Source organism: Embleya sp. NPDC020630 (genome assembly GCF_044334985.1).
GTDB lineage: Bacteria > Actinomycetota > Actinomycetes > Streptomycetales > Streptomycetaceae > Embleya.
In genome coordinates this window covers 55,719-80,148 of sequence record NZ_JBIRUB010000014.1, presented here as the reverse complement: position 1 = coordinate 80,148, position 24,430 = coordinate 55,719, and the positions used below count along the sequence as shown (strand labels likewise).

Annotated in this window: 22 protein-coding genes and 2 pseudogenes; 17 read left to right on the top strand and 7 right to left on the bottom strand. The window is 71.7% G+C overall.

What is annotated here, in order from left to right; translation table 11 throughout:
• Positions 1 to 10: 10 nt before the first annotated feature.
• Positions 11 to 426 (bottom strand): annotated as a pseudogene (locus ACH4XV_RS35000) (sodium-independent anion transporter); the annotation flags it as partial.
• Positions 427 to 624: 198 nt separating this feature from the next.
• Between ACH4XV_RS35000 and ACH4XV_RS34995 the strand changes: the two are divergent.
• Positions 625 to 792, top strand: a pseudogene (locus ACH4XV_RS34995) (transposase); the annotation flags it as partial.
• Between the two features lie 177 nt (positions 793 to 969).
• On the opposite strand, the gene ACH4XV_RS34990 reads toward ACH4XV_RS34995, so the two are convergent.
• Complete coding sequence (locus tag ACH4XV_RS34990) at positions 970 to 3,162, bottom strand: MMPL family transporter (RefSeq protein ID WP_395796358.1); 2,193 nt, start codon at positions 3,160 to 3,162, stop codon at positions 970 to 972.
• Positions 3,163 to 3,289: 127 nt separating this feature from the next.
• Here ACH4XV_RS34990 and ACH4XV_RS34985 point away from each other — a divergent pair, with 127 nt between their 5' ends.
• Entirely contained in the window at positions 3,290 to 3,679 is a 390-nt protein-coding gene (locus ACH4XV_RS34985) for a DUF302 domain-containing protein (RefSeq protein ID WP_395796357.1), read from the top strand.
• 52 nt (positions 3,680 to 3,731) lie between these two features.
• On the top strand, positions 3,732 to 3,920 hold the full coding sequence (locus ACH4XV_RS34980; RefSeq protein WP_395796356.1) for a YgaP-like transmembrane domain: 189 nt from the start codon (positions 3,732 to 3,734) through the stop codon (positions 3,918 to 3,920).
• Between the two features lie 106 nt (positions 3,921 to 4,026).
• On the opposite strand, the gene ACH4XV_RS34975 is transcribed toward ACH4XV_RS34980, so the two are convergent.
• Positions 4,027 to 4,599 carry a class I SAM-dependent methyltransferase gene (locus ACH4XV_RS34975; protein WP_395796355.1) on the bottom strand — a complete coding sequence of 191 codons (573 nt, stop codon included), beginning with the start codon at positions 4,597 to 4,599 and terminating at the stop codon, positions 4,027 to 4,029.
• Positions 4,600 to 4,731: 132 nt separating this feature from the next.
• Here ACH4XV_RS34975 and ACH4XV_RS34970 point away from each other — a divergent pair, with 132 nt between their 5' ends.
• The 4 genes from ACH4XV_RS34970 to ACH4XV_RS34955 all read left to right on the top strand — a co-directional run bounded on the left by ACH4XV_RS34970 (position 4,732) and on the right by ACH4XV_RS34955 (position 10,021).
• Entirely contained in the window at positions 4,732 to 6,006 is a 1,275-nt protein-coding gene (locus ACH4XV_RS34970; RefSeq protein ID WP_395796354.1) for a sensor histidine kinase, read from the top strand.
• Positions 6,003 to 6,719, top strand: coding sequence for a response regulator (locus tag ACH4XV_RS34965; protein WP_395796353.1), 717 nt, complete (start codon positions 6,003 to 6,005; stop codon positions 6,717 to 6,719). Before ACH4XV_RS34970 ends, ACH4XV_RS34965 begins: the two co-directional genes overlap by 4 nt.
• Before the next feature lie 577 nt (positions 6,720 to 7,296).
• The gene (locus tag ACH4XV_RS34960; RefSeq protein ID WP_395796352.1) at positions 7,297 to 9,102 is read left to right on the top strand and encodes a hypothetical protein; all 1,806 of its coding nucleotides are present in this window, start codon (positions 7,297 to 7,299) and stop codon (positions 9,100 to 9,102) included.
• A 16-nt stretch (positions 9,103 to 9,118) separates the two neighbouring features.
• Positions 9,119 to 10,021: a hypothetical protein gene (locus ACH4XV_RS34955; RefSeq protein ID WP_395796351.1), complete on the top strand. Its 903-nt coding sequence runs from the start codon at positions 9,119 to 9,121 to the stop codon at positions 10,019 to 10,021.
• Between the two features lie 363 nt (positions 10,022 to 10,384).
• Here the strand turns inward: ACH4XV_RS34955 and ACH4XV_RS34950 are convergent, their stop codons facing one another.
• On the bottom strand, positions 10,385 to 11,452 hold the full coding sequence (locus ACH4XV_RS34950; RefSeq protein WP_395796350.1) for a hypothetical protein: 1,068 nt from the start codon (positions 11,450 to 11,452) through the stop codon (positions 10,385 to 10,387).
• 375 nt (positions 11,453 to 11,827) lie between these two features.
• Here ACH4XV_RS34950 and ACH4XV_RS34945 point away from each other — a divergent pair, with 375 nt between their 5' ends.
• On the top strand, positions 11,828 to 12,496 hold the full coding sequence (locus ACH4XV_RS34945) for a hypothetical protein (protein WP_395796349.1): 669 nt from the start codon (positions 11,828 to 11,830) through the stop codon (positions 12,494 to 12,496).
• Here ACH4XV_RS34945 and ACH4XV_RS34940 read toward each other — a convergent pair.
• Positions 12,450 to 13,151 carry a FadR/GntR family transcriptional regulator gene (locus tag ACH4XV_RS34940; protein WP_395796348.1) on the bottom strand — a complete coding sequence of 234 codons (702 nt, stop codon included), beginning with the start codon at positions 13,149 to 13,151 and terminating at the stop codon, positions 12,450 to 12,452. The two genes, ACH4XV_RS34945 and ACH4XV_RS34940, sit on opposite strands and share 47 nt — an antisense overlap.
• Before the next feature lie 246 nt (positions 13,152 to 13,397).
• Between ACH4XV_RS34940 and ACH4XV_RS34935 the strand changes: the two genes are divergently transcribed.
• From ACH4XV_RS34935 to ACH4XV_RS34905, 7 genes are all read left to right on the top strand, one after another.
• The gene (locus tag ACH4XV_RS34935) at positions 13,398 to 15,008 is read left to right on the top strand and encodes an ABC transporter substrate-binding protein (protein WP_395796347.1); all 1,611 of its coding nucleotides are present in this window, start codon (positions 13,398 to 13,400) and stop codon (positions 15,006 to 15,008) included.
• Positions 15,009 to 15,092: 84 nt separating this feature from the next.
• Entirely contained in the window at positions 15,093 to 16,046 is a 954-nt protein-coding gene (locus ACH4XV_RS34930) for an ABC transporter permease (RefSeq protein WP_395796346.1), read from the top strand.
• A gap of 1 nt (position 16,047) precedes the next feature.
• Positions 16,048 to 17,994 (top strand): dipeptide/oligopeptide/nickel ABC transporter permease/ATP-binding protein, encoded by a 1,947-nt coding sequence (locus ACH4XV_RS34925; RefSeq protein WP_395796345.1) that lies wholly within the window; start codon positions 16,048 to 16,050, stop codon positions 17,992 to 17,994.
• Positions 17,995 to 18,059: 65 nt separating this feature from the next.
• Positions 18,060 to 19,010, top strand: a complete 951-nt coding sequence (locus tag ACH4XV_RS34920; protein WP_395796550.1) for an oligopeptide/dipeptide ABC transporter ATP-binding protein — start codon at positions 18,060 to 18,062, stop codon at positions 19,008 to 19,010.
• A 110-nt stretch (positions 19,011 to 19,120) separates the two neighbouring features.
• Entirely contained in the window at positions 19,121 to 20,056 is a 936-nt protein-coding gene (locus tag ACH4XV_RS34915; RefSeq protein WP_395796344.1) for a dihydrodipicolinate synthase family protein, read from the top strand.
• Complete coding sequence (locus tag ACH4XV_RS34910) at positions 20,053 to 20,988, top strand: ROK family protein (RefSeq protein WP_395796343.1); 936 nt, start codon at positions 20,053 to 20,055, stop codon at positions 20,986 to 20,988. Before ACH4XV_RS34915 ends, ACH4XV_RS34910 begins: the two co-directional genes overlap by 4 nt.
• 72 nt (positions 20,989 to 21,060) lie before the next feature.
• Positions 21,061 to 21,747, top strand: coding sequence for a putative N-acetylmannosamine-6-phosphate 2-epimerase (locus ACH4XV_RS34905; RefSeq protein WP_395796342.1), 687 nt, complete (start codon positions 21,061 to 21,063; stop codon positions 21,745 to 21,747).
• 304 nt (positions 21,748 to 22,051) lie between these two features.
• Here the strand turns inward: ACH4XV_RS34905 and ACH4XV_RS34900 are convergent, their stop codons facing one another.
• Both ACH4XV_RS34900 and ACH4XV_RS34895 read right to left on the bottom strand, forming a co-directional pair.
• On the bottom strand, positions 22,052 to 22,432 hold the full coding sequence (locus ACH4XV_RS34900) for a fluoride efflux transporter FluC (RefSeq protein WP_395796341.1): 381 nt from the start codon (positions 22,430 to 22,432) through the stop codon (positions 22,052 to 22,054).
• The gene (locus tag ACH4XV_RS34895; protein WP_395796340.1) at positions 22,422 to 22,922 is read right to left on the bottom strand and encodes a fluoride efflux transporter FluC; all 501 of its coding nucleotides are present in this window, start codon (positions 22,920 to 22,922) and stop codon (positions 22,422 to 22,424) included. Before ACH4XV_RS34895 ends, ACH4XV_RS34900 begins: the two co-directional genes overlap by 11 nt.
• A gap of 263 nt (positions 22,923 to 23,185) precedes the next feature.
• Here ACH4XV_RS34895 and ACH4XV_RS34890 point away from each other — a divergent pair, with 263 nt between their 5' ends.
• Together ACH4XV_RS34890 and ACH4XV_RS34885 are read left to right on the top strand one after the other, a co-directional pair.
• The gene (locus tag ACH4XV_RS34890; protein ID WP_395796339.1) at positions 23,186 to 24,073 is read left to right on the top strand and encodes an urea transporter; all 888 of its coding nucleotides are present in this window, start codon (positions 23,186 to 23,188) and stop codon (positions 24,071 to 24,073) included.
• 49 nt (positions 24,074 to 24,122) lie between these two features.
• The gene (locus tag ACH4XV_RS34885; protein WP_395796338.1) at positions 24,123 to 24,428 is read left to right on the top strand and encodes an urease subunit gamma; all 306 of its coding nucleotides are present in this window, start codon (positions 24,123 to 24,125) and stop codon (positions 24,426 to 24,428) included.
• Positions 24,429 to 24,430 lie beyond the last annotated feature (2 nt).

The window sequence follows — 24,430 nt, the reverse complement described above, 5'->3', positions numbered from 1 at the left end:
GGCTGGCGGGTTCGCCGCCGAGGTTGCCGTGGACCTTCGCACTGGGTTCGTTGAGCGCGACGATGGTGACCTTCTTGCCGAGCGCGGCGTACCCGGTCTCCACGGCGTCGGGGCGGCGACGGACGAGGCGTCCCGGATGTGCGCGTCCGACAGGTCGATGACCACCGCGTCGGGGTCGCCTCGACAGTCGAACCGGTGGACCGCATCGTTCGACGAGGCGAAGAACAGCTCACCGGTCACCACGCGCACCGTCTGCTTGTCGTCGGGGTCGACGACCTCGCTGACCTCGGCCAGGTGGGCGAGGCGCTTGGCGAAGATCACCATCGCGGTGATCGTTCCGCCGATCACGCCGATCGCGAGGTTGCGGGTGGCGACCACACCGGCGACGGTGACGACCATGACGGTGAGCTGCCCTCCCGGCGTTCGGGCATGCGGGGGGAGGGCGCTCGCTTCCCGAGAGGGATTCCTGGGCGGACGCGCTCCAGCCCGGTGTCGGCGAGCCGAGGTCAGCGTCGGGAACGGCCGAAGAAGACCCGATAGAGGATCAGCACGATCAGTGGGCCGCCGATCGCGGCACCCCACGTCTTGAGTCGAAGAAGTGTTTCTCGAACGGGCGATCGAAGACTGCGTGAGCGCCCGGGTGTCGAGATCGTCTGCCGGGACGGATCCGGCGCCTACGCAGAAGGCGTCCGACGCGCCCTACCCGACGCGGGCCGGGTCAGCGACCGGTGGCATCTGTGGCACGCGCTCCGTGAGGCGCTGATCGATCGAGTGGAGGTGCGAGACCTTTGCCGCTGTATGCCGCCGGTTCCGTCACCGTTCCGATCGAACTCGTCCTCGAATACGAGCCCGTCCGTGGTCGTGCGCCTTCGCTCCAGAGAGGATTCGAAAGGAAAAGCCGGGACGTGTTGCGAGCCGAGAACGTGGTGCGGTCGTCACCCGTCCAACGAAGCCCCGCCGACGGGCGGGTCAGTCGTGGGAGAAGCGGACGTCGGGGAGGACCCGGCGCAGCCACCTCGGGCTCCACCAGGCCGCGTGGCCGGTCAGGCGCAGGAGGACGGGCAGCAGGACGAGGCGTACCAGAGCGGCGTCGAGCAGCACGGCCAGGCCCAGGACGATGCCCATCTCCTTGGGGGGCAGCGGTCCGGAGAGGGCGAAGGTGAAGAAGACCGCGACCATGACCGCGGCGGCGGCGAAGATGACGCGTCCGGAGTGGCCGAGCGCGCCGACGACCGCTTGGCGGGGGTCGCGGGTCTTCTCGTAGTGCTCCTTGGCGGAGGCGAGCAGGAAGACGGTGTAGTCCATGGCGATGGCGAAGATCATCGCGAAGAAGAACACCGGGGCCCAACCGTCGAGGAAGCCCTGGGGGGTGAAGCCGAGGAAGCCGGAACCGTGGCCGTCCTGGAAGATCAGGCGCGCGGCGCCGAACGCGGCGGCGGTGGCGAGCAGGCTGGTGGCGGTGCCCAGCAGCGCGGCGAGCGGGGCCTGGAGGGCGAGGACCAGCAGGAGGAAGCCGAGTCCGAGGACGACGCCCAGGACGAGCGGGGTCTTGGCGTCGAGGGTGGCCTGGAGATCGAGGTTCTCCACGGCCGCGCCCCCGACCTTCGCGTCGTCGGGGAGGGTGCCGCGCAAGTGGTCGACGGTGTCGGCCAGGTGCGGGTCGGACGGGTCGACGGCCGGCATGGCCTGGAGCAGGGTCAGGGCGGAGCCGTCGTCAGCGTGCCGGGCGGGCATGACCGCGGCGATGCCTGGGTCGCCGGCGAGCGCGGCGGCGGTGGCGTCGGCCGCGGCCGTGGGCGTGACGATCTGGAGCATGCCGGGGGCGCCGCGGCCGAACGCCTGCTGGACGGCGGTGTATCCGGTGCGGGCCGAGGAGTCCTCGGGGACCACCGTGATGGACGGCATGGCGGTGCGCAGCCCGGCGATCGGGGCGGCGAGGGCGATCAGGACCAGCAGGGCGGGGAGGCCGTAGCGCAGCGGGTGGCGCCACAGCCGCTGGCCCCAAGAGGTGAACGCGGTGGAGGCGCCGGCCCGGTCGGCGTTGCGGCGGGTCCAGGGCGGGGCGGCGGCGTTGACCCTGTGGCCGAGGCGGCCCAGCACGGCGGGGAGCAGCGTGAGGGTGGCGGCGAGGACGAAGGCGACGGCCAGCATGATGCCCAGCGCCATGGAGCGGAACGCGGGGGCCGGGACGAGCATCACCGCGGACAGGCTCACCAGCACGGTCGCGCCGGACAGCAGGACGGCCTTGCCGGCGGTGTCCATGGTCTCGCCGACCGCGCGTCGCCCGTCGCCGTGCCGGGCCAGAGCCGCGCGGAACCGGACCACGAGGAACAGCGCGTAGTCGATGCCGAGTGCCAGGGCGAACATCATCGCGAAGTTCATCGCCCACACCGACGTGGGTGTGACGTGGTTGAGCAGTACCAGCGCTCCGGCGGACGCGGCGAGTCCCGCGAGGGTGAGCAGCAGCGGCAGTCCGGCCGCCACCAGCGACCCGAACGCGAGGACCAGGATCGCGAGGGTGACGGGCCAGGACAGCATCTCGGACTTGATCATCGCGTCGTGGTTGGCCTTGTTGAAGTCGCTCCACAGGACCGACGCCCCGGTCGCGGAGACCTCGACGCCGCCGCCGGACAGGGCTGCGAGCGGCCCCTTGGGGTCGTCGGCGGCCCGGACCATGTCGTTGGTGTCGGCCCGGGCGCCGGCGAGCAGGATCGCGGTGCGCCCGTCGGGGCTTATGGTGACGCCGCTCTGTGGCGGGATGACCTCCGCGATGCGGGAGTCCGCGCGCAGCAGGACGGTGGCGCGGTCGACGACGGCGCGTACGGACGGGTCGTCGACCGGACGGTCGGCCGCGACGACCACCTGGAGCGCCGAGGAGGCGTTCCCGCCGAAGTGCGCCCGGGCCAGGTCGCGCACCTGGACGGACTCCGAGCCGTTCGCCTGCCAGCCCGCGCCGGCGAGGGCGGAGGTGACCTGCGGGGCGAACGCGCCCAGTCCGGCGACCAGCGCCAGCCACAGCACCGCGACCAGGCGCAGACGCCCGGCGGCGAGCACGCCGAGGCGCCCGAGGAGCCCGAGACGCGTCGGCGGGTCGGCGGCGGCGCCGGGCTGCGGCGCGGTCGCGTTCCGCGCCGTGGCGCGGGTGGGATCGGTGGTCGTCACAAAGCCTCCTGATGGATACCCCCGGGGGTACGTTCGAGACAACGGTAGTCGATACCCCCACCGGTATACAAAAATACGGGTGGGGGTATATTGGAGAGTGCTCGGGATTCACCGAAGGAGGCCGGACATGGGCTACGACCGCACCGTGCGCGTCGGCACCGACTTCACCACCACCGTCGTCGCGGTACGCGACGCGCTCGCCGCCCACGGGTTCGGCGTGCTCACCGAGATCGACGTCACCGCGACGCTCCAGGCCAAGATCGGCGCCGAGATGGAGGACTACCTGATCCTCGGTGCCTGCAACCCGGCGCTCGCCCACCGCGCTCTGGAAGCCGATCGCGCCATCGGGCTGCTGCTGCCGTGCAACGTGGTCGTGCGCCGCGACGGCGAGCGCACCCTCGTCCAGGCACTGGACCCCATGACCATGGTCGCGCTCAGCGGCGACGCGGCCCTGGAGCCGGTTGCCCGCGAGGCGGCCGACCTCCTCGATGCGGTCCTCGCCGCCCTCGTCGCGTGACCAGCCGTATCCGACGCCGGGACCAAGAGCAGCAGGTGCCTTCCTCACCTTCGTGAGCAGCCCCACCGGACGGCCCCTGCGCATCACCGCCGGCACCGCCATGATCGCCGCCGGCGCGACACTCGGCGGCTGGTGGACCCTCGCGGCCCTGGGCCCGCCCCCGCTTCTCACCGGCGCGTTCGGCATCTGCCCCGGCACCGTGCTCGCCGACCGCAGGGCGCGCCTCCGCGGGCACGGCTGACCCGGCCCCGGGGTTCCGGGCGCTTGGCGAGCACCGCGCGGATGTGGCTGCGAACGGTCGGCAGAAAAACCCGGTCCGCTTCCGCGATCTCAGCTGCCGAGGAACCCTACAACAATGGCCTCCGGGTGGCCCTGTGCACGAAAGCGGGCGGGAGGTTCGCCCACACCGCCTTCGAGCGCTCCAACCGGTCGAAACGGCAGGCCAGTTCGGCGGCGAAGTGACGGGCCGGCGGAGTCCGGGCCGTGTGCAGATAGGCGAAGGTGGTGAACCGGCCGCCGGGCACGAGGACTTCGGTCACGGCATCCAGGATGTGCCCGCGCCGGTCCCGCGACATGACCGTCCACGGCAGCCCGGAGACCACCGCGTCCACCGGTTCGCCCACCGCGGCGGTCAGCCCGGCGGCCGAACCCTGGACCACGGTCAGCCGACTGTCGCGCCGGGTGGCCGACAACCGGACGGCGAGCACCGGGTTGAGCTCGACCGCGACGAGCCGTGCGTCGGGGGCAAGCCGGGCGAGGATCGCGTCGGTGAAGACCCCGGTCCCGGGACCGAGCTCGGCGACGAGCCGGGCCCGCTCCAGGCCGATACCCTCGGTCATCGCGTACGCCAGCCGCCGTGAACTGGCCGCCACGGCACCGGTCATGAGGGGACGCCTGAGGAACTCGGTGGTGATCGACATGGCGGTCATGCTGGAAGCGCCCCGGGTAGCCGCACGTCGTATCCCCGGCCGGTGTCCGTACGACTGCGGGAGGACCCCGTGGTGCCCGCCAGGATGATGCCGGGGAGCGAGCCCCGACCGTAGCGTGAGGCGGTGCAACGGCTGATCGAGACCCTGCCCCGCCTGCGGCGCGAGCATTCGTGGCTTGTGGACGTCCTGTTGCTCGTGCTGGTGGCCGTGCCCCCGGTGATCCGCCGGCAGCCGGGCTGGCAACCGGTCTGGGTACAGGCGGGCGTCTACGTCGCCTTGGTGCTGCCTCTCCTCTGGCGCCGCCGCCGGCCGGTCCTCGTCGCGGCCCTGGTGACGGCCGCGTTCTGGGCGCAGTACCTCGGACACGTGTGGGGACAGGAACCGGGACGCGGCGCCGTCGCCCTGGCCGCGGTCCTGGCCACCCTCACGGTACGCGGCCTGCGCCGGGTCGCCGCGGCGACGGTGCTCTGCGCCGCCGGCTGCGTCGCGCTGTGGATTCCCGCCTGGCGGCGGGACTACGGGGGCCCGGGCACCCGGGGGGCCTGGCTCACCCCGCTCGCAGTGGGGCTCCTGCTGGCTGGGGCCTGGATGTTCGGCGAGTATGTCCGCGCCCGGCGCGCCTATATCGCCGAGTTCGAGCGGCGGGCCGCGCTCGCCGAGTCGGAGCGCCTCGCGCTGGCCCGGGTCGCCGTCGCCGAGGAACGGGCGCGTATCGCCCGCGAGATCCACGATGTCCTCGCGCACAGTGTGAGCGTGATGGTGCTGAACGCGGAGGGCGGCAGGATGATGCGGCACGCCGACCCCACGGTCGTCGACCGTACCCTCGGTGTCATCAGCGCGACCGGCCGCGAGGCACTGGACGAACTGCGCCGGCTGCTGGAGGTACTGCGCACCTCCGACACGGACACCGCGGCCCGCGGCCCGGGCCCCGGGCCGGATCACGGTGGGGCCGGCGAGTCCCTTTCGGCGGATCTGCGGCGGCTGGTCGGGCGCCTCAACACGAGCGGCGCGCGCGCCCGGCTGGATCTTCGTGGAGAGGGTGGCGGTCTTCCGGCGGATCTCACCACGCAGACGTACCGCATCGTGCAGGAGGCACTCACCAATGTCGTCAAGCACGCACCGCCGGACGCCACGATCCACGTACGGGTCGACACCGGTACCGACGGGCCCGAGCGGCTGATCCGCGTCCGGGTAGAGAACTCGGCCGGAGCCGGAAGGGAAGCAGCCCCGAACCACCCCACCCCACTGCTCCTCTCCGGTTACGGGCTCACCGGTATGCGCGAACGCGCCGCCCTGTACGGCGGGAGCGTCGACGCCGGACCCACACCCGACGGCGGCTACCGGGTTACCGCCACCCTGCGCTCCACCGAGCCCGAGTCCGTCACGGCGACCCCATGATCGACCCGACCCCGACCCCGACCCCGACCCCGACCCCGGCTCCCGCTCCGGCATTGTCCCGGGTGCTGATCTGCGACGACCAGGAGCTCATCCGGATGGGCCTGCGCATGGTCATCGACAGCCAGCCCGACCTCACCGTGGTGGGCGAGGCCACCGACGGCCACGCGGCGATCACGGGCGTGGCCGCCCTCGAGCCGGACCTCGTCCTGATGGACGTACGCATGCCCGGCATGGACGGGCTCGCCGCAACCGAACACCTCTGCGCACAGCCCCATGGACCCCGGATCCTCGTCGTCACCACCTTCGACCTCGACGAGTACGCCTACGCTGCTCTGCGCGCCGGCGCGAACGGCTTCCTCGTCAAGGACGCCCTTGCCGAGGAGATCCTGGTCACCGTCCGCGCGGTGCTGCGGGGTGAGGTCATGGTAGCGCCCTCACTCACCCGGCGCCTGGTCGAACGCTTCGTCCGGCACGCCCCCGCGTCCGCGCCCGCCCAGCGCGAACTCCTGGCCGCACTCACCGACCGGGAACGGGAAGTCCTCGCCCTGATCGCCCGGGGACTGGCCAACAGCGAGATCGCCGACCGCCTCTTCGTGGGAGAGACGACCGTCAAAACCCACCTCGGCCGCATCCTGACCAAACTCGGCCTCCGCGACCGCATCCACGCAGTGATCTTCGCCTACGAGAGTGGGCTGATACGGGCCGGGGACTGAACAGCGACGGGCACAGCGCCAGACGGAGCCCGGAGGGCGGGCTCGCATGAGCGGCACCACGCGCGACTTGCGAACCCGACCGGACCGACCGACGCCGGAAGCGGGCGGTGGGGCCTCCGATGGGGTGTGCCCCGCGCCGGAGGAATCGGGTTCGGACGAAGGAGCGTCGATGTGGGCGATCACCGGCGATGTGCCTGTATCGGTTGTCCGGTACCAGCGCCGGTGCACGTACGGCTCCACGGCGGGCGCACGAGTTGGCACATGCCGTCATTGCTCGTCGCGACGACATCGAGGTCGACGACATCGTCCTCTCGTTGCCGCACCGGCTTGCGGAACGGCTCGACCTTCATCGGCCACGCCGTGCGCTCGTCGGTGAGCCTGCCGACCTCGCACGGTCGTGGCCGCTTGCCGGCCTCGCTCCCTCAGCCACGACACGATCGACGTCCGACGGGGAGCCTGATCTCGCCGAAATGCCTTATATCCAGCGGAACATCGTGATCGCGTGGCATGCTCGGCTTGCACCCGAATCGCTGCCCGATCCGTGTCAGGCAGGAATTCGTCGAGGGAGGGGTGTTCGTTGATCGACTACCACGCCCACCTGGCCATCCTCGAACGACTGCGGGCGGACGCCGCCGGCGCCGTCGCGACCGCACCGGCCGGACCGGACCGCGACGCTCTCGCCGACCTGCTCGCGGCGGTCGCCACAGAGGAAGACGCGGCGCTGCTCGGTACGTTCGTGGACCACGTCATCGTCCAGGCGGCGTCCGACGGCACCGAATCCGATCTCCTGGCCCGAGCCGCGGCGTTATGGACGCGCGGCCTGGACCTGTACACGGCGGTCGGACAAGTCCGCGACGCCGTCGAGCAGGCCTTGACCGCCCCCGAAGCGCCGGGCGCGGTCGACGCGTTCAACGGCGCCACCGCACTCCTCGCGGCCGAGATCCCGGAGGCCCGGGATCTCACGGCCCGCGCCCTCGCCCTGCGCGAGGACCTGCGTCCGCTGAAACACATCCCGCCGCACCCCCGACAGGACGACCTGCCGTTGACGGCGTGGAACTGGGGCGATGTGTTCCTCGCCCGCCGCGGCGACGCGTACGTCCGGACCATGTTCGACGCCGCGCGCGAACCCGGGGAGGCGGCCTGCGCGTTCGGTGTCCTGGCGGCCTACGGGGGCAACGCCGCCGGATCGGCCTACCAGGGCCGGGCGGTCGGCGGGCCGCGCCGCAACCACCGCTTCCGCGACCGGCTGGCCCGAAACGCGATCGGCTCGTGGTGCGCTCGGCACTACGCGCTGCCGACCCCGGGGCAACTCGCCACCCGGCTGGCCGCGTTCGACGCCGACTCGGCGGCGGTCCGACTGCTGGGCGAGGCGCTCGCACACGCCTACGACCCGGACCGCACCCCGCCGCCGCCCGACCCGGCGCTCGGAATCCGGCGCGTGAGGGACCAGTTGACCGCCTTCGACACCATCCGCCGCCCCGCCCTCCCGGCCCCGCCCGTGCCGGAGATCGCGATACGGATCGCGGCCGGGGCCACGGGCGGCGCGCCGACCCCCGACACCGGCAAGTCCTGGCCGCGATCCGGTGACGACGGCTCCGGCACCGGCTCGGGCACGGGCACCGGCGTCACCGGGACCGACGGGAGCGACCAGACCGGCACCGACAAGTCCGGGGACGGTGGTTGCCTGGCCTTCTTCGCCGCCCTCCTCGTCACCTCCCTGGTCCTGGGCATCGCCTGCCTCGTCGGACTGGCCACCAAGGGCGACTGCGGCAAGGGCATCGAGGACGTGTGGGACGCGGTGACCGGGAAGCCGAAGGGCGGCGACAACGGCGAACCCCCGCCGGCGCTCACGCAGGAGCAACTCACCGTGTTGGCGACCACCGACGGTGGCCCGCACTTCGCGCAACACCTCTTCGAGGTGCAACTCGTCCTGTGGCAGGCGTTCGACCAGGCCCTCGACTACCTCGCGCTCGTCGGCCTGGTGCCGCCCGACGATCTGGCCATGGCCTCGCCCCTGTACGGCCAATTCGTTTCTCTGCCCGCCCGGCCCGCCTGGCCGCTGCGTCCGGTCGCCGCGCCCGAGACCGGCTACTTCCTGGATCCCACGGCACCCGTGGAGAACCCGCAGGAGCAACCGTCCCCGTACCCGACCGGAGCCGACCCCTCGGTGTTCGTCGACCCCACGCCGGGGGCGGCCTTCCGCACCGGGCCCGGGATCGCCCTGGCGCTGCTGTGGCAGATCGCCCGACGGGAGCACGACAGCGTCAACCTCGACCTCGACGCGGACCGAGGCTTCGGACACCGCTGCTGGACGGTGCCGGACGGCCGATCGGTGCTGGAGGACCCGGTACCCGTCGTCGACCTCGGCTACGGCGAACTCTGACACAGGAGGCGCGGCCATGCCCGAACCCGACCCCCACCCCGACGTCCCGGCGCCGCCCAGCACCTACCTGGTCATCCCCTACTTCCCGGGCGACCGCGGCGACCCCAAGACGGATCGCCCCGTGCCCGCGCCTGCGGTGTCGTACGCGTGCCCGTCCATCCACGTCACCGGCACCCCCGGCCCCGGCGTCTTTTGGCCCGGAGAGCCGTTCCGGGTCGCGGTGGAGGTGGCCAACTTCGGCGTGGGCACCAGCGCCGCGGCGGTGAGCGTGATCGTGTGGTGGTCCACCGCGACCAGTGGCTTCACCGATCTGCGCTGGTTCGGACAGGCCGTCGTCGCGGTGCCCTCGCACGGCGGCCGGGCCACGACCGTGCCGATGACCAACTCCATTCCGGCCGACGCGGGGCCGCACGTATGCCTGCTGGTCCGCGCGACCGCGGTGAACACGCCACTGCCCGCCGGCGCCGGCCCGGACCCGGTCCACGACCCGCACTGGGCCCAACTCAACCTCGTCACCGCGCCCGTACCCCCTGGACAGGCACCGTTCCCCTTCGAGTTCGCCTGGTCGGCGGGCAATCCCGGGGCACGGACCGCCCGGTATGTGGTCACCGCCCGGCCGACCGAGGCGGTCGTGCTGCGCACGCTCGCCCGAACCCTGGGTGCCCGCCCCGTACTCGCCGACGACCTGCGCTTGGCGGTGGACGGCGGGGAAGGACCCCGGGTATTGGAACTGGAAGCCGGGGAAAGCCGGGAACTGCACCTTGCCGGCGTCCTGGGCACCCCTCTGGAACAGAGTACGTTCACCGCGATCGACATCGTCCAGGAGGACGTGACCGGAGACGGCGAGGGCCGGATCACCGGCGGCATCGGCCTGATCCTGCGCGCGGACACCGGCGACGGGCGCGCCGCGCCGAGCTGAGCACATCGCGTCACGGCACCCGATCCCGACCCGGATCGAGGGACCGGCCCCTTGCCGTCCGGGGTGCGCCGGAGGGCGGAAGCGCACGAGTCCGGCGGGGTCTGCGCCGGTCGGGGTCACCTGGAGATCGGTGACGCCGGACGCCCCGCGCAGGGTGATCCACAGGGGCAGGGCGACGGGTACGCACCACACCCCCGCACACCCGGGCGCACACCTCGCTGGTCTTCCCGAGCTTCCCGGTCCGGTCGGTGCCACACCTGCCCGGCCAGGAGCGGCACATGACGGATTTCGAACTGTTCCGCTCGTCCTACCACGCGGCCTTCGGCCTGGCCGTCGTGCCGGTGTGGGCGCGGCCGGACGTGCTCAGCCCGCGGGGCCGTGATCCACGGACGCCGTCCAGGTCGTGGGGCGCGCGCGAGTCCGACGCAGCAGGCGGATCTTGACGCCGACGATCAGGTACGCGATCACATTGGCGGCCAGGCTGTACAGCCCGAAGAACTGGTACTCGGCGAAGATGAACACCTGGGTCACCAGCATGCTCACCAGCAGCGACGCGGCGACCAGGCGATAGGCCAGCAGGCGGTTCCACAGGAACACCCCCGCTCCGGCGGCGGCCAGGGTCAGCGAGACCACCGAGGAGACGGCGGGCAGGATCGAGTCGAGCGCGTCGTAGCCCAGCGCCGCGCGATCGATGCCCAGCGATTCCAGAACCAGCACACCGGCGCCCGACTGGAGCCCGAGGGCGACCGCGATCACCAGCCACAACCACGTGTGCGCCTCGATGCCCTCGCGGATCCGGGTCAGCCGGCGCTCGATCATCCGGGACAGGCCCGCGACGCGCGACACGTGTAGGGGACAGGCATCGATCAGCCCCATCACGGCGACGTGTTCGGGGGTGCCTGCCTGATCGCGCAGCGCCTCCTGGGCCCGTTCCCGCTGCGGCACGGTCAGGCCCCGGCGCAGGTGGGTGGCGGCGGCCACGGCGGCGTTGACCAGGCGGTCGTCCGAGCTCATGCGCTCGACCGGCAACAACAACTGCACCAGCACGAGCAGGGCCACGAAGGTCACGTACATGATGGCCACGGCCGGCTTGTAGAAGTAGCCGCCGGTGCGGCCGACCAGCTTGCCGATCTCGTCGATGAACAGGCCGAAGCCCACGCCGCCGACGACGGAGGTGACATCGTGCAGGCGCGGCCCGATCAGGGTGAGCTGCAGGACCATCGCAAGCAACATGAGCAGCCCGCCCCACACCGCGTGCGCGATGTGCAGGTGGTTGACGCCGACCTGGGGATAGCCGGACTCGGACAGCGCCAGGCGGGTGAGCAACACCGTCACCACGGCCGCCAGAACCAGCGTCTGGACATGCCGAACACCCGCCCACGCCCTGCTCAGACCCCACACGGCGGCCCGCGTACGCACCGCTGACGTCATGTCCTGAAGCGTAGGCGCGCATCCGCCCCGCACCCGTTCACGCCCCACATCCTGGCGTGTTGCCCCGCCACGATTGCGCTTGTCGGGCGACGATGTCGTTGCCGGCCGTGGACACCGGGCGCTCGCGACCACCGTGGAGATTCCACCGACCGCTGTCCCCGACGCCGCGGCTGACGCAGGTCGACAACATGGGCATCGCCGGGTTGTCCCACGCCCTGTGGCAGATGCTCGACCCCGGCACACGGCCCGGTCCTGCGCCGGCCGGCGTTGGACGAGCCGGATGTCTATGCGGCGCTGTACCGGTACGGCAGGACCCGGACACGTTGGGCCGTGGGCAAGCAGTTCCGCTACGGCACGGGGGAGGGCCCGGTGCCGTTGGCGGCCGAGCTGCGCGCGAAGTTCCTCGACGAGCGCAAGGGGCTGCGCTTCGCAGTGGAAACCGCGGACGACGAGGTGGCCCGGCAGGCTTCCCGGTGGACCGGCAACGACCCCGTCTACCGGTGGGACGATCGTGTGTATCACCCCTGGTCTCCGTGGCCGCGCGAAGCCATGGTCGCGCTGGTGCGGCGCGTACTCGACACCCGCGGCGAAGCCTTGGCCGCCTTCGCCGAGGCGGCCGACGCTCCCGGGCCTCTGGGGCCGGCTCACACCGGGAGCCGCGGCCCGGGTTGCCGCGCGCGCATCGGCCCACCCGTGTGGCGGGTGGTGCGGGCGATCGGCCACGCGCCGGCCGAAGGCGGCCTTTCGGACCGCGAGGTGGTGACGCCGGCGCGGCCCGCCTCGTACGCGCTTCGCGCGCTCGACTCGGACTGGATGCCGGCGATCCGGGGTCAGGTCGCGGCGCACTCCCGGCTGCGCGAGCTCGCGGCGCGCGATTCGGGAGGCGACCCGGACGCGTGGGCCATGCGGCCGGCCGTGGGGATCTCCGTGGGGAGGCATGGCGTACGAGCCGAAGGGACGGGCGCTTGCCGAGTTCCCTCTGTCGCGCGACTGTTCCTCACGGGGCCGGAACGGGCCCGGGCGTGCGGCTTCGGATGCCGGTGAAGTGGACCGTGAGCGCGCGGCGGGCGCGTTCGGCGTCGCGGGCGGCGACCGCTTCGTAAACCTCGCGGTGTTGGGCGGCGACGTCCTCGGCGGACTCGCCGATGGGCGGCAGGTCGGCGGCGAGTCGATCGTAGGCGTCCCAGAACGCGGCGAGCAGGCGCAGCATCAGGTCGTTGCCCAGCGGGCGATACAGCGTCTCGTGAAATTGGCGGTCGGTCAGCGGCGACACCTCGCCGCCGGCTGCCTCCGCAGCCATGCGATCGGCCACCGCGCGCAGATCCGCCAGGTCGGCGTCGTCGGCGATCTCGACGACCCGTCCGATCAGGCCCGCCTCCAACGCCTCGCGCACCGCGACCAGTTCGGTGATGCTGCGCGCGCCCGAGGCCTGTGAGAGGCGGCCGTGGAAGGACAGTTCGTCGACGAGGGCGCCGAGGGACATCCGACCCACGTAGGTGCCGAAACCGTGCCGGATCTCCACGATGCCCACGGCCTGGAGCGCCTTGAGCGCCTCACGCACGGAGTTTCGGCTGACGCCGAGGAGTTCCATCAGATCGGTCTCGGTGGGCATCGGATCGCCCGCACTCAGGCCGCGCTCCAGGATCAACTCCTTGATCTGTTCCTGTACGCCGTTCTTGCGCCGGTCGCGCACCGTCATCGCGTCCCCCATCGCCGAATGTCTCCGGGCGTCACCCTACTCATCGATGCATGGGCGCCCGTCGCGCAGCGTGGTCGCCGCATCGGTTCGCCCTGCCCTCTTGACCGGGTCACGGATGGCCTCCTAATCTCACCCGAGTCTAGACGTAGGACGTCCCTCGTTCCACATCCGATGTCTGATGTTCAGCAATTATTCCCATAGGTTCTTTTTCGAGTTCCCTCATTACCGGACAAGACAGGAGACGCCGTGTTCGAGTCGCGTTCGCCCGCCCAGGCGCTGGGCCGGCGGCAGTTCCTCAGGTTCACCGGCGCTCTCGGCGCCGCCGCCGCCATCGGTGGCTCCCTCGCCGCGTGCGGCCCCGAGTCGACCAACACCGGCAACGGGGACTCGGGCGGCAAGAGCAGTGGCAAGAAGACCATCAACGCCGGTCTCTCCTACACGCTGAGCACCGGCTTCGACCCGATGACCGCCTCCGGCGCGCTCCCCGTCGCGGCCAACCTGCACGTCTTCGAGGGTCTGGTCGACCTCGACCCGGTCACCCGAAGCCCCTACGCCGCGCTGGCGGCGACGATGCCCCAGCAGGTGGACGCCACCACATGGCGGGTCAAGGTGCGCCAGGGCGCCACCTTTCACGACGGCTCGCCGGTCACCGCCGAGGACGTCGCCTTCAGCTTCCAGCGCATCCTGGACCCGGCGAACAACTCCCTGATCAGCCAGTTCCTGCCGTTCTTGCGCGAGGTGCGCGCCGTCGACGCGAACACGGTCGAGTTCGGCCTCAAGTTCGCTTTCGCGCTGTTCGGCGAACGGATATCCGTGGTCAAGATCGTCCCCAAGGCCGTGGTGACCAAGGGCCAACAGCAGTTCGACGCGCTGCCGGTGGGATCGGGTCCCTACCGCATGGTGTCCGCGACCAAGGACGACCGGATCGTCTTCGCCGAGCACACCGCCTACAACGGTCCCAAGCCGGCGCGCGCCGCCACGATGAACTGGTTCCTGCTCGCCGACGCCTCCGCCCGGGTCACGGCGCTCGACTCCGACCGGGTCCAGGTCATCGAGGACGTCCCCTACATCAACTACGCCCAGGTCAAGAAGGCCCATCGGGCCGACTCCGTACAGAGCTTCGGCCTGCTGTTCCTGATGTTCAATCTGCGCCGCAAGCCCTTCGACGACGTGCGGGTGCGCCAGGCGCTGCACTGGGGCCTGGACAAGGAGAAGCTGATCGCCACCGGCCTGCTCGGCAACGCCGCGCCCGCGAGCAGCTTCCTCCAGGAGACCCACCCCGACTACCGGCGCGCGGGCACCGTCTACGGCTACGACCCGGCCCGGGCCAAGAGCCTGCTGGCCGAGGCGGGCGTGAGCGGGCTCGACCTCACCCTGGTCCTCACCGACACCGCGTGGGTCAAGGACATCGCGCCGCTGATCAAGGAGAGCTGGGACGGAATCGGTGTGCGCACCACGCTCGACATCGGCCAGTCCGGCGGCCAGTACAAGAACAAGATCGACAACGGCGAATACCAGGTGATGGCGGCTCCCGGCGACCCGTCGGTGTTCGGCAACGACGTCGACCTGCTGATGCGCTGGTGGTACGTGGGCCTGTGGGCCGACAAGCGGCACATGTGGTCACAGACGCCCGAGGGCAAGCAGGCCCGGACGCTCCTGGACGCCGCCGCCGCCGAGGCCGACACCGTCAAGCGCAAGGAACTGTGGGCCCAGGCGATCGACCTGGCCGCCGCACAGGTCCCGCTCTACCCCGTCTTCCACCGCAAGCTCGCCACCGCCTGGAACGACAAGGCCCTCACCGGCTTTCGGCCGCTGCCCACCACCGGCCTGTCCTTCCTGGACTCGGGTCCCGCGTAAGCGACCCGGCCCACCCCCGCTCGTCACCCGAGCCGCCCGCACCCACCCGTGCGGGCGCCCCGCCTCCCGCCTCCCGAGAGCCCCATGACCACGATCCTGCGCATGGCCGGCAGACGGCTGCTCACGCTCCCACCCCTCCTCCTGGGGATCACGTTGTTCGTCTTCGTGGTCCTGCGTTTCTCGCCCACCGACCCCGCGTACAACGCGCTCGGCGAAGGCGCGTCCCAGGCCGCGCGCGACGCCTACGCCGCCGACCACGGCCTCGACGACCCGATCGTGGTGCGCTACCTCGCGTTCCTGGGCGACCTGCTGCACGGCGACCTCGGGGTCACCACCCCGCCCAGCAAGCCGGTCTCGGACGCGATCTTCACCGCACTGCCGCTGACCCTGCAACTGACCTTCCTGGGCATGCTGCTCGCGTCGCTGGGCGCGTTGCTGCTCGGCGTGACCGCGGCGATCTTTCGCGACCGATGGCCCGACCAGGTCATCCGCCTGCTGTCGATGGCGGGTGTGGCCACGCCCTCGTTCTGGCTCGGCATCCTGCTCATCCAGCAGTTCGCGCTGCGCCTGGGCTGGTTTCCCACCGGCGGCTACGTCAACCCGGTCGACGGCGTGAGCGCCTGGCTGCAGAGCTTGTTCCTGCCCGCCGTCGCGATCGCGGTGCCCGTCGGCGCGTCGCTGACCCGCATCGTGCGCACCTCCATGGTCGAGGAGCTCGACCGCGACTACGTGCGCACCGCCGCCGGAAACGGCCTGCCACCCCTGGTGATCGTGGGCCGCAACGTACTGCGCAACGCCCTGGTGACCCCGCTGACCGTACTCGGCCTGCGCGCCGGTTACGCGCTCGGCGGCGCGGTGGTGATCGAGACCATCTTCGGCCTCCCGGGCCTGGGCACGCTCATCCTCAACGGCGTCACCTCCGGCGACGTGGCCGTCGTACAGGGCACCGTCCTGGTGATCGCCGTCGTGTTCGTGCTGGTCAACCTGGTCGTCGACCTCGCCTGCCTGTTCGCCAACCCCCGCACCAGGGAGGCCTGACATGATGCGTCCCGAACTGGTCGCCCGACTCTCGCGCCCCGGCATCGGATGGCGCCGCCTTTCGGTGCCCGCCCGGGTGTGCGTGAGCGCGCTCGCCCTGCTGTGCCTGGCGGCGCTGCTCGGACCGTGGGTCGCCCCGCACGATCCGCTCGCCACCGGCATACCCGCCCAGGGCCCCTCCGGTGATCACTGGTTCGGTACCGACCGGGCCGGGCGGGACGTGTTCTCCCGTCTCCTGGTCGGCGCCCGCTGGTCGCTCGCCATCGGTCTGGGCGCCACCGTCCTCGCGCTCGTGCTCGGGGGCCTGCTCGGCGCCCTCGCCGCCACCTCGCGCCGCCCGGTCGACGAGGGTGTGATGCGCGTACTCGACGTGGTCATGGCCTTCCCCAACGTGGCCCTGGCAGCGGTGTTCGTCGCCGTCTTCGGCAGCTCGCTGAGCGTGCTGGTCTGCTCCATCGCGTTCCTGTACACCCCCTCGCTGGCCCGCGTCGTACGCGCCAACGTGCTCGCGCAGTACGGCGAGGACTACGTCGCGGCCGAACGCGTGATCGGCGCCCGCCGCCCCCACATCCTCGTGCGACACGTCGCGGTCAACTGCGCCGCGCCGATCCTGGTCTTCGCCACCGTCCTGGTCGCCGACGCCATCGTCTTCGAGGCGAGCCTGTCCTTCATCGGCGCGGGCGTGCCCGACCCCGATCCCTCGTGGGGGTCGGTGATCGCCTACGGCCGCACACTCGTGCTCACCGGTGGGTGGTGGGCCACCTTCTTCCCGGGCCTGATGATCCTGCTCACCGTGCTCGCGCTGAACGTCCTCGCGGAAGGCATCTCCGACGCGTGGGCCGCGCCGGCCGGACACACGGCCAAGGACCCCGTCAAGGCCGAGCGCCAAGCCGCCCGCGTCGCGCCGCTCGACCCGGCCGCGCGGGCCGTCCTGGACGCACGCCTGGCCGAGGCCGCCGACCGGCTGCCGATCCGCGAGGTCCCCGACGCGCCACCGCTGCTGTCCGTGCGTGGGCTGTCGGTACGCTTCCCCGACCGGCATGGCGGTGTACGCATCGTCGACGACGTCTCCTTCGACGTACGCCCCGGGGAGACCGTGGGGCTGGTCGGCGAGAGCGGGTGCGGCAAGAGCCTGACCAGCCTGGCCGTGATGGGCCTGCTGCCCAAGGGCGCCGAGACCGCGGGCGAGGTGCGCTTCGCCGGCCGGGACCTGCTCGCGATGACCCCGCGTGAACGCCGCCCGCTTTTGGGACACGAGATCGCGATGATCTACCAGGACGCGCTCAGCTCGCTCAACCCCGGCCTGCTCATCGAGACGCAGATGAGCCAGCTCACCAGGCGCGGCGGCACCCGCACTCCCGCCGAACTGCTCGAACTGGTCGGCCTGGACGCCGCCCGCACGCTGCGCAGCCATCCGCACCAGCTCTCCGGCGGCCAGCGCCAGCGGGTGCTGATCGCGATGGCCCTCTCGCGCGGCCCCCGGCTGATCCTGGCCGACGAACCGACCACCGCGCTGGACGTGACGGTGCAGGCCCAGGTCGTGGACCTGTTGACCCGGCTGCGCGACGAACTGGGCTTCGCCCTGGTCCTGGTCTCGCACGACCTGGCCCTGGTGTCCTCGCTCGCCGACCGGATCGTGGTCATGTACGGCGGCCATGTGGTCGAGACCGGCCGGACCGCGGAACTCCTGCGCACTCCCCGCCACCACTACGCGCGCGGCCTGCTGGGTTCGGTGCTCTCCCTGGAAGCCGGCGAGGAACGCCTGCACCAGATCCCGGGAGTGGTGCCGCCACCGGCCGACTTCGGCCCCGGATGCCGATTCGCCGAACGCTGCCCCGCGGCGAGCGAGCAGTGCCTCGACGTCCGACCGGCCCTGAGCGGTGACGTGCACGCGCACGCCGCCGCCTGCCACCACCCGGCCCACATCCCGACCGGAGGCCTCCGATGAGCCGGACCCGTACCGTGCCCACACCCGCGACCGGACCCGAACCGCAGACGTCGGCCGAGCCCACGGTGCTCTCGGTGCACGACGTGGACGTCACCCACACCGTGCCCGGCGCCCGACTCTTCGCCAGGGCACACCTGCACGCCCTGACCGGTGCGCGGATCGCGATCCGCCGCGGCGAAGTACTGGGCATCGTCGGCGAATCGGGCTGCGGCAAGTCCACCCTGGCCCGGGTGCTGGTGGGACTGCAAAAGCCCACCGCGGGCGTCGTGCGCTTTCACGACCGGAACCTGTGGGAGATGCCCGCCAAGCGCCGCGACCGCGAATTCGGCAGCGCCCTGGGCATGGTCTTCCAGGACGCTTCCACGGCACTGAACCGACGCCTGACCGTGCGCCGGGTGCTGCGCGATCCCCTCGACGTGCACGGGCGCGGCACCAGGGAGCAGCGCGAGGCGCGCGTGCGCGAGGTGATGGACCTGGTCGGCCTGCCGCCGAGCGCGGCCGAGGCACTGCCCGGACAGCTGTCCGGCGGACAACGCCAGCGGGTGGCGATCGCCCGAGCACTGGTCCTGGAACCCGAGGTGATCGTCGCCGACGAGCCCACCTCGGCGCTCGACGTGTCCGTGCGGGCGCAGATCCTGAACCTGCTCCGCGACCTCAAGGACCGGCTCGGCCTGGGCCTGGTGTTCATCTCCCACGACATCCAGACCGTGCGCTACCTCGCCGACCGGATCGCCGTCATGTATCTGGGCCGCGTCGTCGAGGAGGGTCCGACCGCGCGGGTCACCGCCACCCCGCGGCACCCGTACACGGTCGCCCTGTTCTCGGCCACGCCCAGCCTGCTCGACTCGGCGGAGCGGATCACCCTCACCGGCCCCCTGCCCTCCGCCGTCGACCCGCCCAGCGGATGCCCGTTCCGGACCCGGTGCCGGCATGCCACGGACACCTGCGCCGAAGTGTCGCCCGAGCCGCGCGAGGCGGAATCCGGTCACCTCTTCCGCTGTCACCACCCCTTGTGACCGCTCCCGCGCTCGTGCGCGATCCGCCGTTGTTCCACCCCTGCTAGCGCCCTTTCCCCGCTCTGTTCCGCCGCCTCTCCCGTTCACCATTGCCAGGAGCTCTGAACCGCATGTCCTCGTCGCCGACCGCACTTCGCGGCGTCGTCCCCCCCGTCTGCACCCCGCTGACCCCCGAGTCGGAGGTCGACGCCCCCTCGCTGGAGCGACTGATCGCGCACCTGCTCGACGCCGGCGTGGACGGCCTGTTCGTCCTCGGCTCCACCAGCGAGGTCGCGTTCCTGCCGGACACGCACCGGGCCCGGGTCCTGGAGATCGCGGTGAGCGCCGTCGCCGGGCGGGTGCCCGTGGTCGCCGGCGTGATCGACACCGCCACGTTGCGCGTGGTCGAGCACGTCCGCACCGCCGAGAAGCACGGCGTGGACGGAGTGGTGGCCACCGCCCCCTTCTACACCCGCACCCACCCGGCCGAGATCGACGCTCACTTTCGCACGCTGCGCGCCGCCACCGACCTGCCCGTGATCGCCTACGATCTGCCGGTCTCGGTGCACACCAAGCTCGGCGTCGCGCAACTGGCGAACATGGCCCGCGACGGGGTGATCCAGGCGGTCAAGGACTCCAGCGGAGACGAGGGCGGATTCCGCCGATTGCTCCTGGAAACCGCCGACGTCGCGGACTTCGCGGTACTCACCGGCTCGGAGTTGACCGTGGACACCGCGTTCCGGATGGGCGCGCACGGCGTGGTCCCGGGTCTGGGCAACGTCGACCCGCGCGGCTACGTGCGACTGCGGGACTTGGCCGCGGCCGGCGACTGGGATGCGGCCAAGGCCGAACAGGAGCGCCTGATCGCGCTGTTCGGCCTGGTCGACGTCGGCTCGCCGAAGCGCATGGGGCGCGGATCGTCGGCGCTGGGCGCGTTCAAGGCCGCGCTGCACCTGCTCGGCGTGATCGACTGCCCCGCGACCGCCGCGCCGCAGATCCCGCTGAACGCGGCCGAGATCGCCGACGTGCGCGCCCACCTGGTCCGGGCCGGCCTGCTCGCGGCATGACACTCCCGGGATGGCCCCGGATCGGGGTCGACATCGGCGGAACGAAGATCGCCGCCGGGCTGGTGCGGCGCGACGGAAGCGTCATCGGTCGCCGGGTGCGCGCGACCCCGGCCGCGGCGGGCCCTGACCGGGTGCTGGCGGCGGTGATCGACCTGGTGCGCGAATTCGCCCCGGACGCGACCTGCGTGGGCGTCGGCGCGCCCGGCGCCGTGGACAGCCGAACCGGGACGGTCCGCTTCGCGACGGACCTGCTCCCCGGCTGGGCGGGCACTCCCGTGGGCGACGCGGTCGCGTCCGCGTCCGGTCTGCCGACCCTGGTGGACAACGACGTCAACGTGCTGGCCCTGGGTGAACTGCGCCGCGGCGCCGCGATCGGCAACGACGCGGTGTTGTACGTGTCGGTCGGCACCGGGGTGGGCGGCGCGCTCGCCCTCGGCGGCCGGATCGTGCGCGGCGCTCGCGGAGTCGCGGGCGAACTGGGCCACCTGAGCGTGGCCGGCCCGGTGCGGGCGCGACCGTGCGCATGCGGTCGCACCGGGCACCTGGAGGCGGTCGCGTCCGGACCCGCGATCGAAGCCGCCTACAGCGCCTCCGGACCGGACCTGCGTGAGATCGCCCGCCGCGCGCACGCCGGGGAAACCCGCGCCGGCCGGGTGATCGAGGAGGCCGCGGTCGTCCTGGGACGCACACTCGCCGGACTCGTGAGCGCGCTGGACCCCCAGGCGCTGGTCGTGGGCGGCGGGGTGGCCGCTATCGGCCCACGCTTCACCGAATCCCTCGCCGACGCGCTGCGTGCCGAGGTCCTGCCGCCGCTGCGCACGATCCCCGTGCTGACGGCGGCGCTGGGGCTGGACGCACCCCTGGTGGGTGCGGCCCTGCTGCCCGAGGACCTGACGGTCGCCGGGAACGTGAGCGATGTGACGGGCCGGTGAACCGAGCCGGCCCGAGTGCTTTCGTGAATCCGAAAGAACAGATGAATCCCTTGCACCGAAACGGATGTGACCATGCATCATCTGCTTGAGCGGTTGCGCGGTGGCCTGATCGTGTCGGTCCAGGTCCACCGCGCGGACGACCCGCTGCGGGGCTCGGCGACCATGGCGGCGATCGCACGCGCCGCGGTGGAGGGCGGCGCGGCCGCGATCCGCTGTGGCGGTATCGGCGGCATCCCCGACGTCGAGGCGGTGTGCGAGGCGGTACACGTGCCGGTGATCGGGTTGTGGAAGGACGGCGACGCGGACGTATACATCACGCCGAGCGCCGCCCACGCCGTGGCGGTGCGAGCGGCGGGAGCGGGGATCGTAGCGATCGACGGCACCACCCGGGCCCGCCCCGACGGCAGCACCTTCGCCGACGCGGCGCGCGCGGTGCATGCCGTCGGGGCGCTGGTCCTGGCGGATGTGTCCACCGAGGACGAAGCGCTGGCCGCCGAGGCGGCCGGCGCTGACGCGGTGGCGACGACCCTGGCCGGCTACACCCCGGACAGGGCCCGAACGCCCGGCCCCGATCTGGCCCTGGTGGAGACGTTGGCCGCACGGGTGAACGTCCCCGTGATCGCCGAGGGCCGATACCACCGCCCGACCGACGCGGCGGCGGCCATAGCGGCCGGCGCGCACGCGGTGGTGGTCGGCACCGCGATCACCGTACCGGCGTGGATCACCACGACCTTCCGTGAGGCGCTGCCGAACCGGTAGGTCGGGGCGTGGGCTTGACGCCCCGAGACCGTGGCACTCGTCGCGCCGCCTACACCGCCGACGCTGCGCCGGGCACCGCTCGTCCGAGGCCACGGCGCCCCACAGCCCACCAGGACTTCGCCGGCAAGCGAGGTCATGGTGAAGGCCACGGCCACGCCGAGAGCGATGGCGAAGAGCGGGGCGGGGGGCGCCAGAAGCGCCAGTGGGGCGATGCCGATCAACCCGGACACGTCCGTGGCGGCCGGCGGACGGCGCGGCCGATAGCGCAGCGCGGCCGGCCCGCCGACGATGGAGCCCTCCGCGCTCAGTTCCAGATAGTGCTCGCGATGCCCGCGCCCGCGAAGGACAAGCCCACGCCGAGGCTGACGGCGACCGCGAGGTAGAGCGCGGCGATCACCGCCCGGCCGGTCGAGGTGAGGGTGAACTCCTCGTAGGAGAACGTCGACCAGGTCGACAAGGCCCCGCAGAACCCGGTGGCCGCCAGCAGGTTCTCGTTGCCGGTCACGCCGCCGCGCAGGACGCCCTCGGACAGGAAGCCGAGCAGCAGGCACGCCGCGGAGTTGGCGGCCAGCGTCCCGAAGGGGAACGGGCTGTGCACCCGGGACTTGACCGCGACACCGGTGAGGTAGCGGGTCGGCGCGCCGAGCGCCCCACCGGCGAGAACCAGGAGCCAGTCAGCGAGCATCTGCGGACGCCTTCTGGTGTGAGGGGGTTCCGACTGCGACGCGGGCCGCCAACACGCCGAGCGTAACTCCGGCCAGGGCCACAAGGATCGTCAGGAAAAGGTAGCCGAACGCCGTGCCGTACGCCTCGCCGCGGATGAGCAGCCGGACGTTGTCCGTGTAGTGGGAAAACGTTGTGAAGCCACCGAGGAAGCCGGTGCCGAGCAGGGCGCCGACCATCTTCTTCCGTGCGGGGAAGCGGGCGGTCAGGACCGTCATCAGGGCGCCCATCACCGTGCAGCCGACCCCGTTGACGATGAGGATCGGCCATGGGAACTCGGTGCCTGATGTGGGCCACAATCGCTCGATGCCGTAGCGGGCGCAGGCGCCGACGCCGCCGCCCACCGCAACGGCCGCGACGACCGGGAGTTGCCGGCCGGGGGCGTGCTCCGAATGGGCATGCGCCGGTGGGCGGACCGGGCGGTCCTTCGTGTCGAAGTACGGGTTGGTCATCGGAGGCAGACCTTTCGGCAGGGCCCGGCAGTGGGCTGTTCAGGCGAAGAACGGATGCGACCACATGTCGCAGGTCCCCACGAATGGTCACATGGTCTAGACATAACATTTGTGGCGAAAAGACCATGAAGCACCCTAACTGTTTTTATGATGCATTCCTGTGAATTTCAGGAGAAACGGTGACGCAAGGTGACGCGGTGGACCCCACTGGGAGTAGTCCCCGCCCCTGGGAACGGGAGCCGCTCGCCTATCTGGTCGCCTCATTGCGCGGCATCGGTCAGGTCGACCTGCAACCGGCCTTGCTCACGGGCGTGTTCATCCTCGCCGGGCTCTGGGTGGCCGGCTGGGAGGTCGGGCTCTTCGCCACGCTCGGCACTTTGATCGCGACCGCCGCGGCGTACGCCTTCAATGTGGACCGCGGCAGTATCGCCCTGGGGCTTCAGGGCTATTCCGGCTGTCTGACCGGCATCGCTTTGGTCGTGTTCCTGGGCAACCACGTCGCGACCTACATCCTGGCCGTGATCGCCTGCATCCTCACGACCATCCTCACGGCGACGATCAGCACCCTTGCCACGCCTTACGGACTGACCGCGCTGACCGCGCCGTTCTGCCTGGTTTCCGGGGCGATGGTGCTCGGCGCGCCGTCGTTCGAGCGGATCTGGCATGGCGGTTCCACTGCCGGCCCGACGTCCGGGGATACCGGCGTCACGTGGTCCGACCTGTGGCACGCGTTCTTCAACAACGTCTCGCAGATCTTCCTCGTCGGTAAGTGGTACGTCGGCCTCCTCATGCTGATCGGCCTGGCCTTCGCCGGAGTACGCGTTCTCCTGGCCGCCGTGCTCGGCAGCGTCGTGGGCATCTTCGTCGCCTGGGCGCTCGGCGCGCCCACGGCGGTGATCGCCCAAGGCATCTACGGCTACAACGCCGTGCTGGTAGCCATCGCGGTCGGCGCGGTCTTCCTCGCGAACACGGTCTGGAACGCGTGCTACGCACTCTTCGGCGCCGGCGTCGCCACCGGGCTCACCGCGTCGATCACCTCTCTCTTCAAACCGTTCCACGGCCACACGTTCACCTGGCCGTTCATCCTCACCACGTGGACGCTGGTGGCGGCGGTGACCCTTCTGCCGCGTCTACGTCGGGCAGGCACCTGACCCGCGCAGCCCGCAAACACCGTTCTCCGTCTTGAGGAAGGCACCGACAATGAACCTCGCGCCGCGCGAAATCGACAAGCTGATCGTTTACGTCGTCGCGGACCTGGCCCGAAAGCGCCGGGACCGCGGACTCAAGCTGAACTACAGCGAAGCCGTCGCCCTGATCACCGAGGCCATCCTGGAAGCGGCCCGCGACGGCAAGTCCGTCGCCGACTGCATGGAACTCGGCCGGCACATCGTCGACGGCGACTCCTGTATGGACGGCGTGCGCACGATGCTCCCGCTGCTCCAGGTCGAGGCGTCCTTCGTGGACGGCACGAAGCTGGTCTCGGTGCACGACCCCATCGGCGGCTGACC

Coding starts and splice junctions, on each gene's coding strand:
- ACH4XV_RS34955 (WP_395796351.1), top strand. CDS start 9,119: ATGCCCGAACCCGACCCCCACCCCGACGTCCCGGCGCCGCCCAGCACC.
- ACH4XV_RS34900 (WP_395796341.1), bottom strand. CDS start 22,432: ATGCTCGCTGACTGGCTCCTGGTTCTCGCCGGTGGGGCGCTCGGCGCG.
- ACH4XV_RS34950 (WP_395796350.1), bottom strand. CDS start 11,452: ATGACGTCAGCGGTGCGTACGCGGGCCGCCGTGTGGGGTCTGAGCAGG.
- ACH4XV_RS34940 (WP_395796348.1), bottom strand. CDS start 13,151: ATGACGGTGCGCGACCGGCGCAAGAACGGCGTACAGGAACAGATCAAG.
- ACH4XV_RS34915 (WP_395796344.1), top strand. CDS start 19,121: ATGTCCTCGTCGCCGACCGCACTTCGCGGCGTCGTCCCCCCCGTCTGC.
- ACH4XV_RS34910 (WP_395796343.1), top strand. CDS start 20,053: ATGACACTCCCGGGATGGCCCCGGATCGGGGTCGACATCGGCGGAACG.
- ACH4XV_RS34905 (WP_395796342.1), top strand. CDS start 21,061: ATGCATCATCTGCTTGAGCGGTTGCGCGGTGGCCTGATCGTGTCGGTC.
- ACH4XV_RS34965 (WP_395796353.1), top strand. CDS start 6,003: ATGATCGACCCGACCCCGACCCCGACCCCGACCCCGACCCCGGCTCCC.
- ACH4XV_RS34985 (WP_395796357.1), top strand. CDS start 3,290: ATGGGCTACGACCGCACCGTGCGCGTCGGCACCGACTTCACCACCACC.
- ACH4XV_RS34930 (WP_395796346.1), top strand. CDS start 15,093: ATGACCACGATCCTGCGCATGGCCGGCAGACGGCTGCTCACGCTCCCA.
- ACH4XV_RS34885 (WP_395796338.1), top strand. CDS start 24,123: ATGAACCTCGCGCCGCGCGAAATCGACAAGCTGATCGTTTACGTCGTC.
- ACH4XV_RS34975 (WP_395796355.1), bottom strand. CDS start 4,599: ATGTCGATCACCACCGAGTTCCTCAGGCGTCCCCTCATGACCGGTGCC.
- ACH4XV_RS34895 (WP_395796340.1), bottom strand. CDS start 22,922: ATGACCAACCCGTACTTCGACACGAAGGACCGCCCGGTCCGCCCACCG.
- ACH4XV_RS34925 (WP_395796345.1), top strand. CDS start 16,048: ATGATGCGTCCCGAACTGGTCGCCCGACTCTCGCGCCCCGGCATCGGA.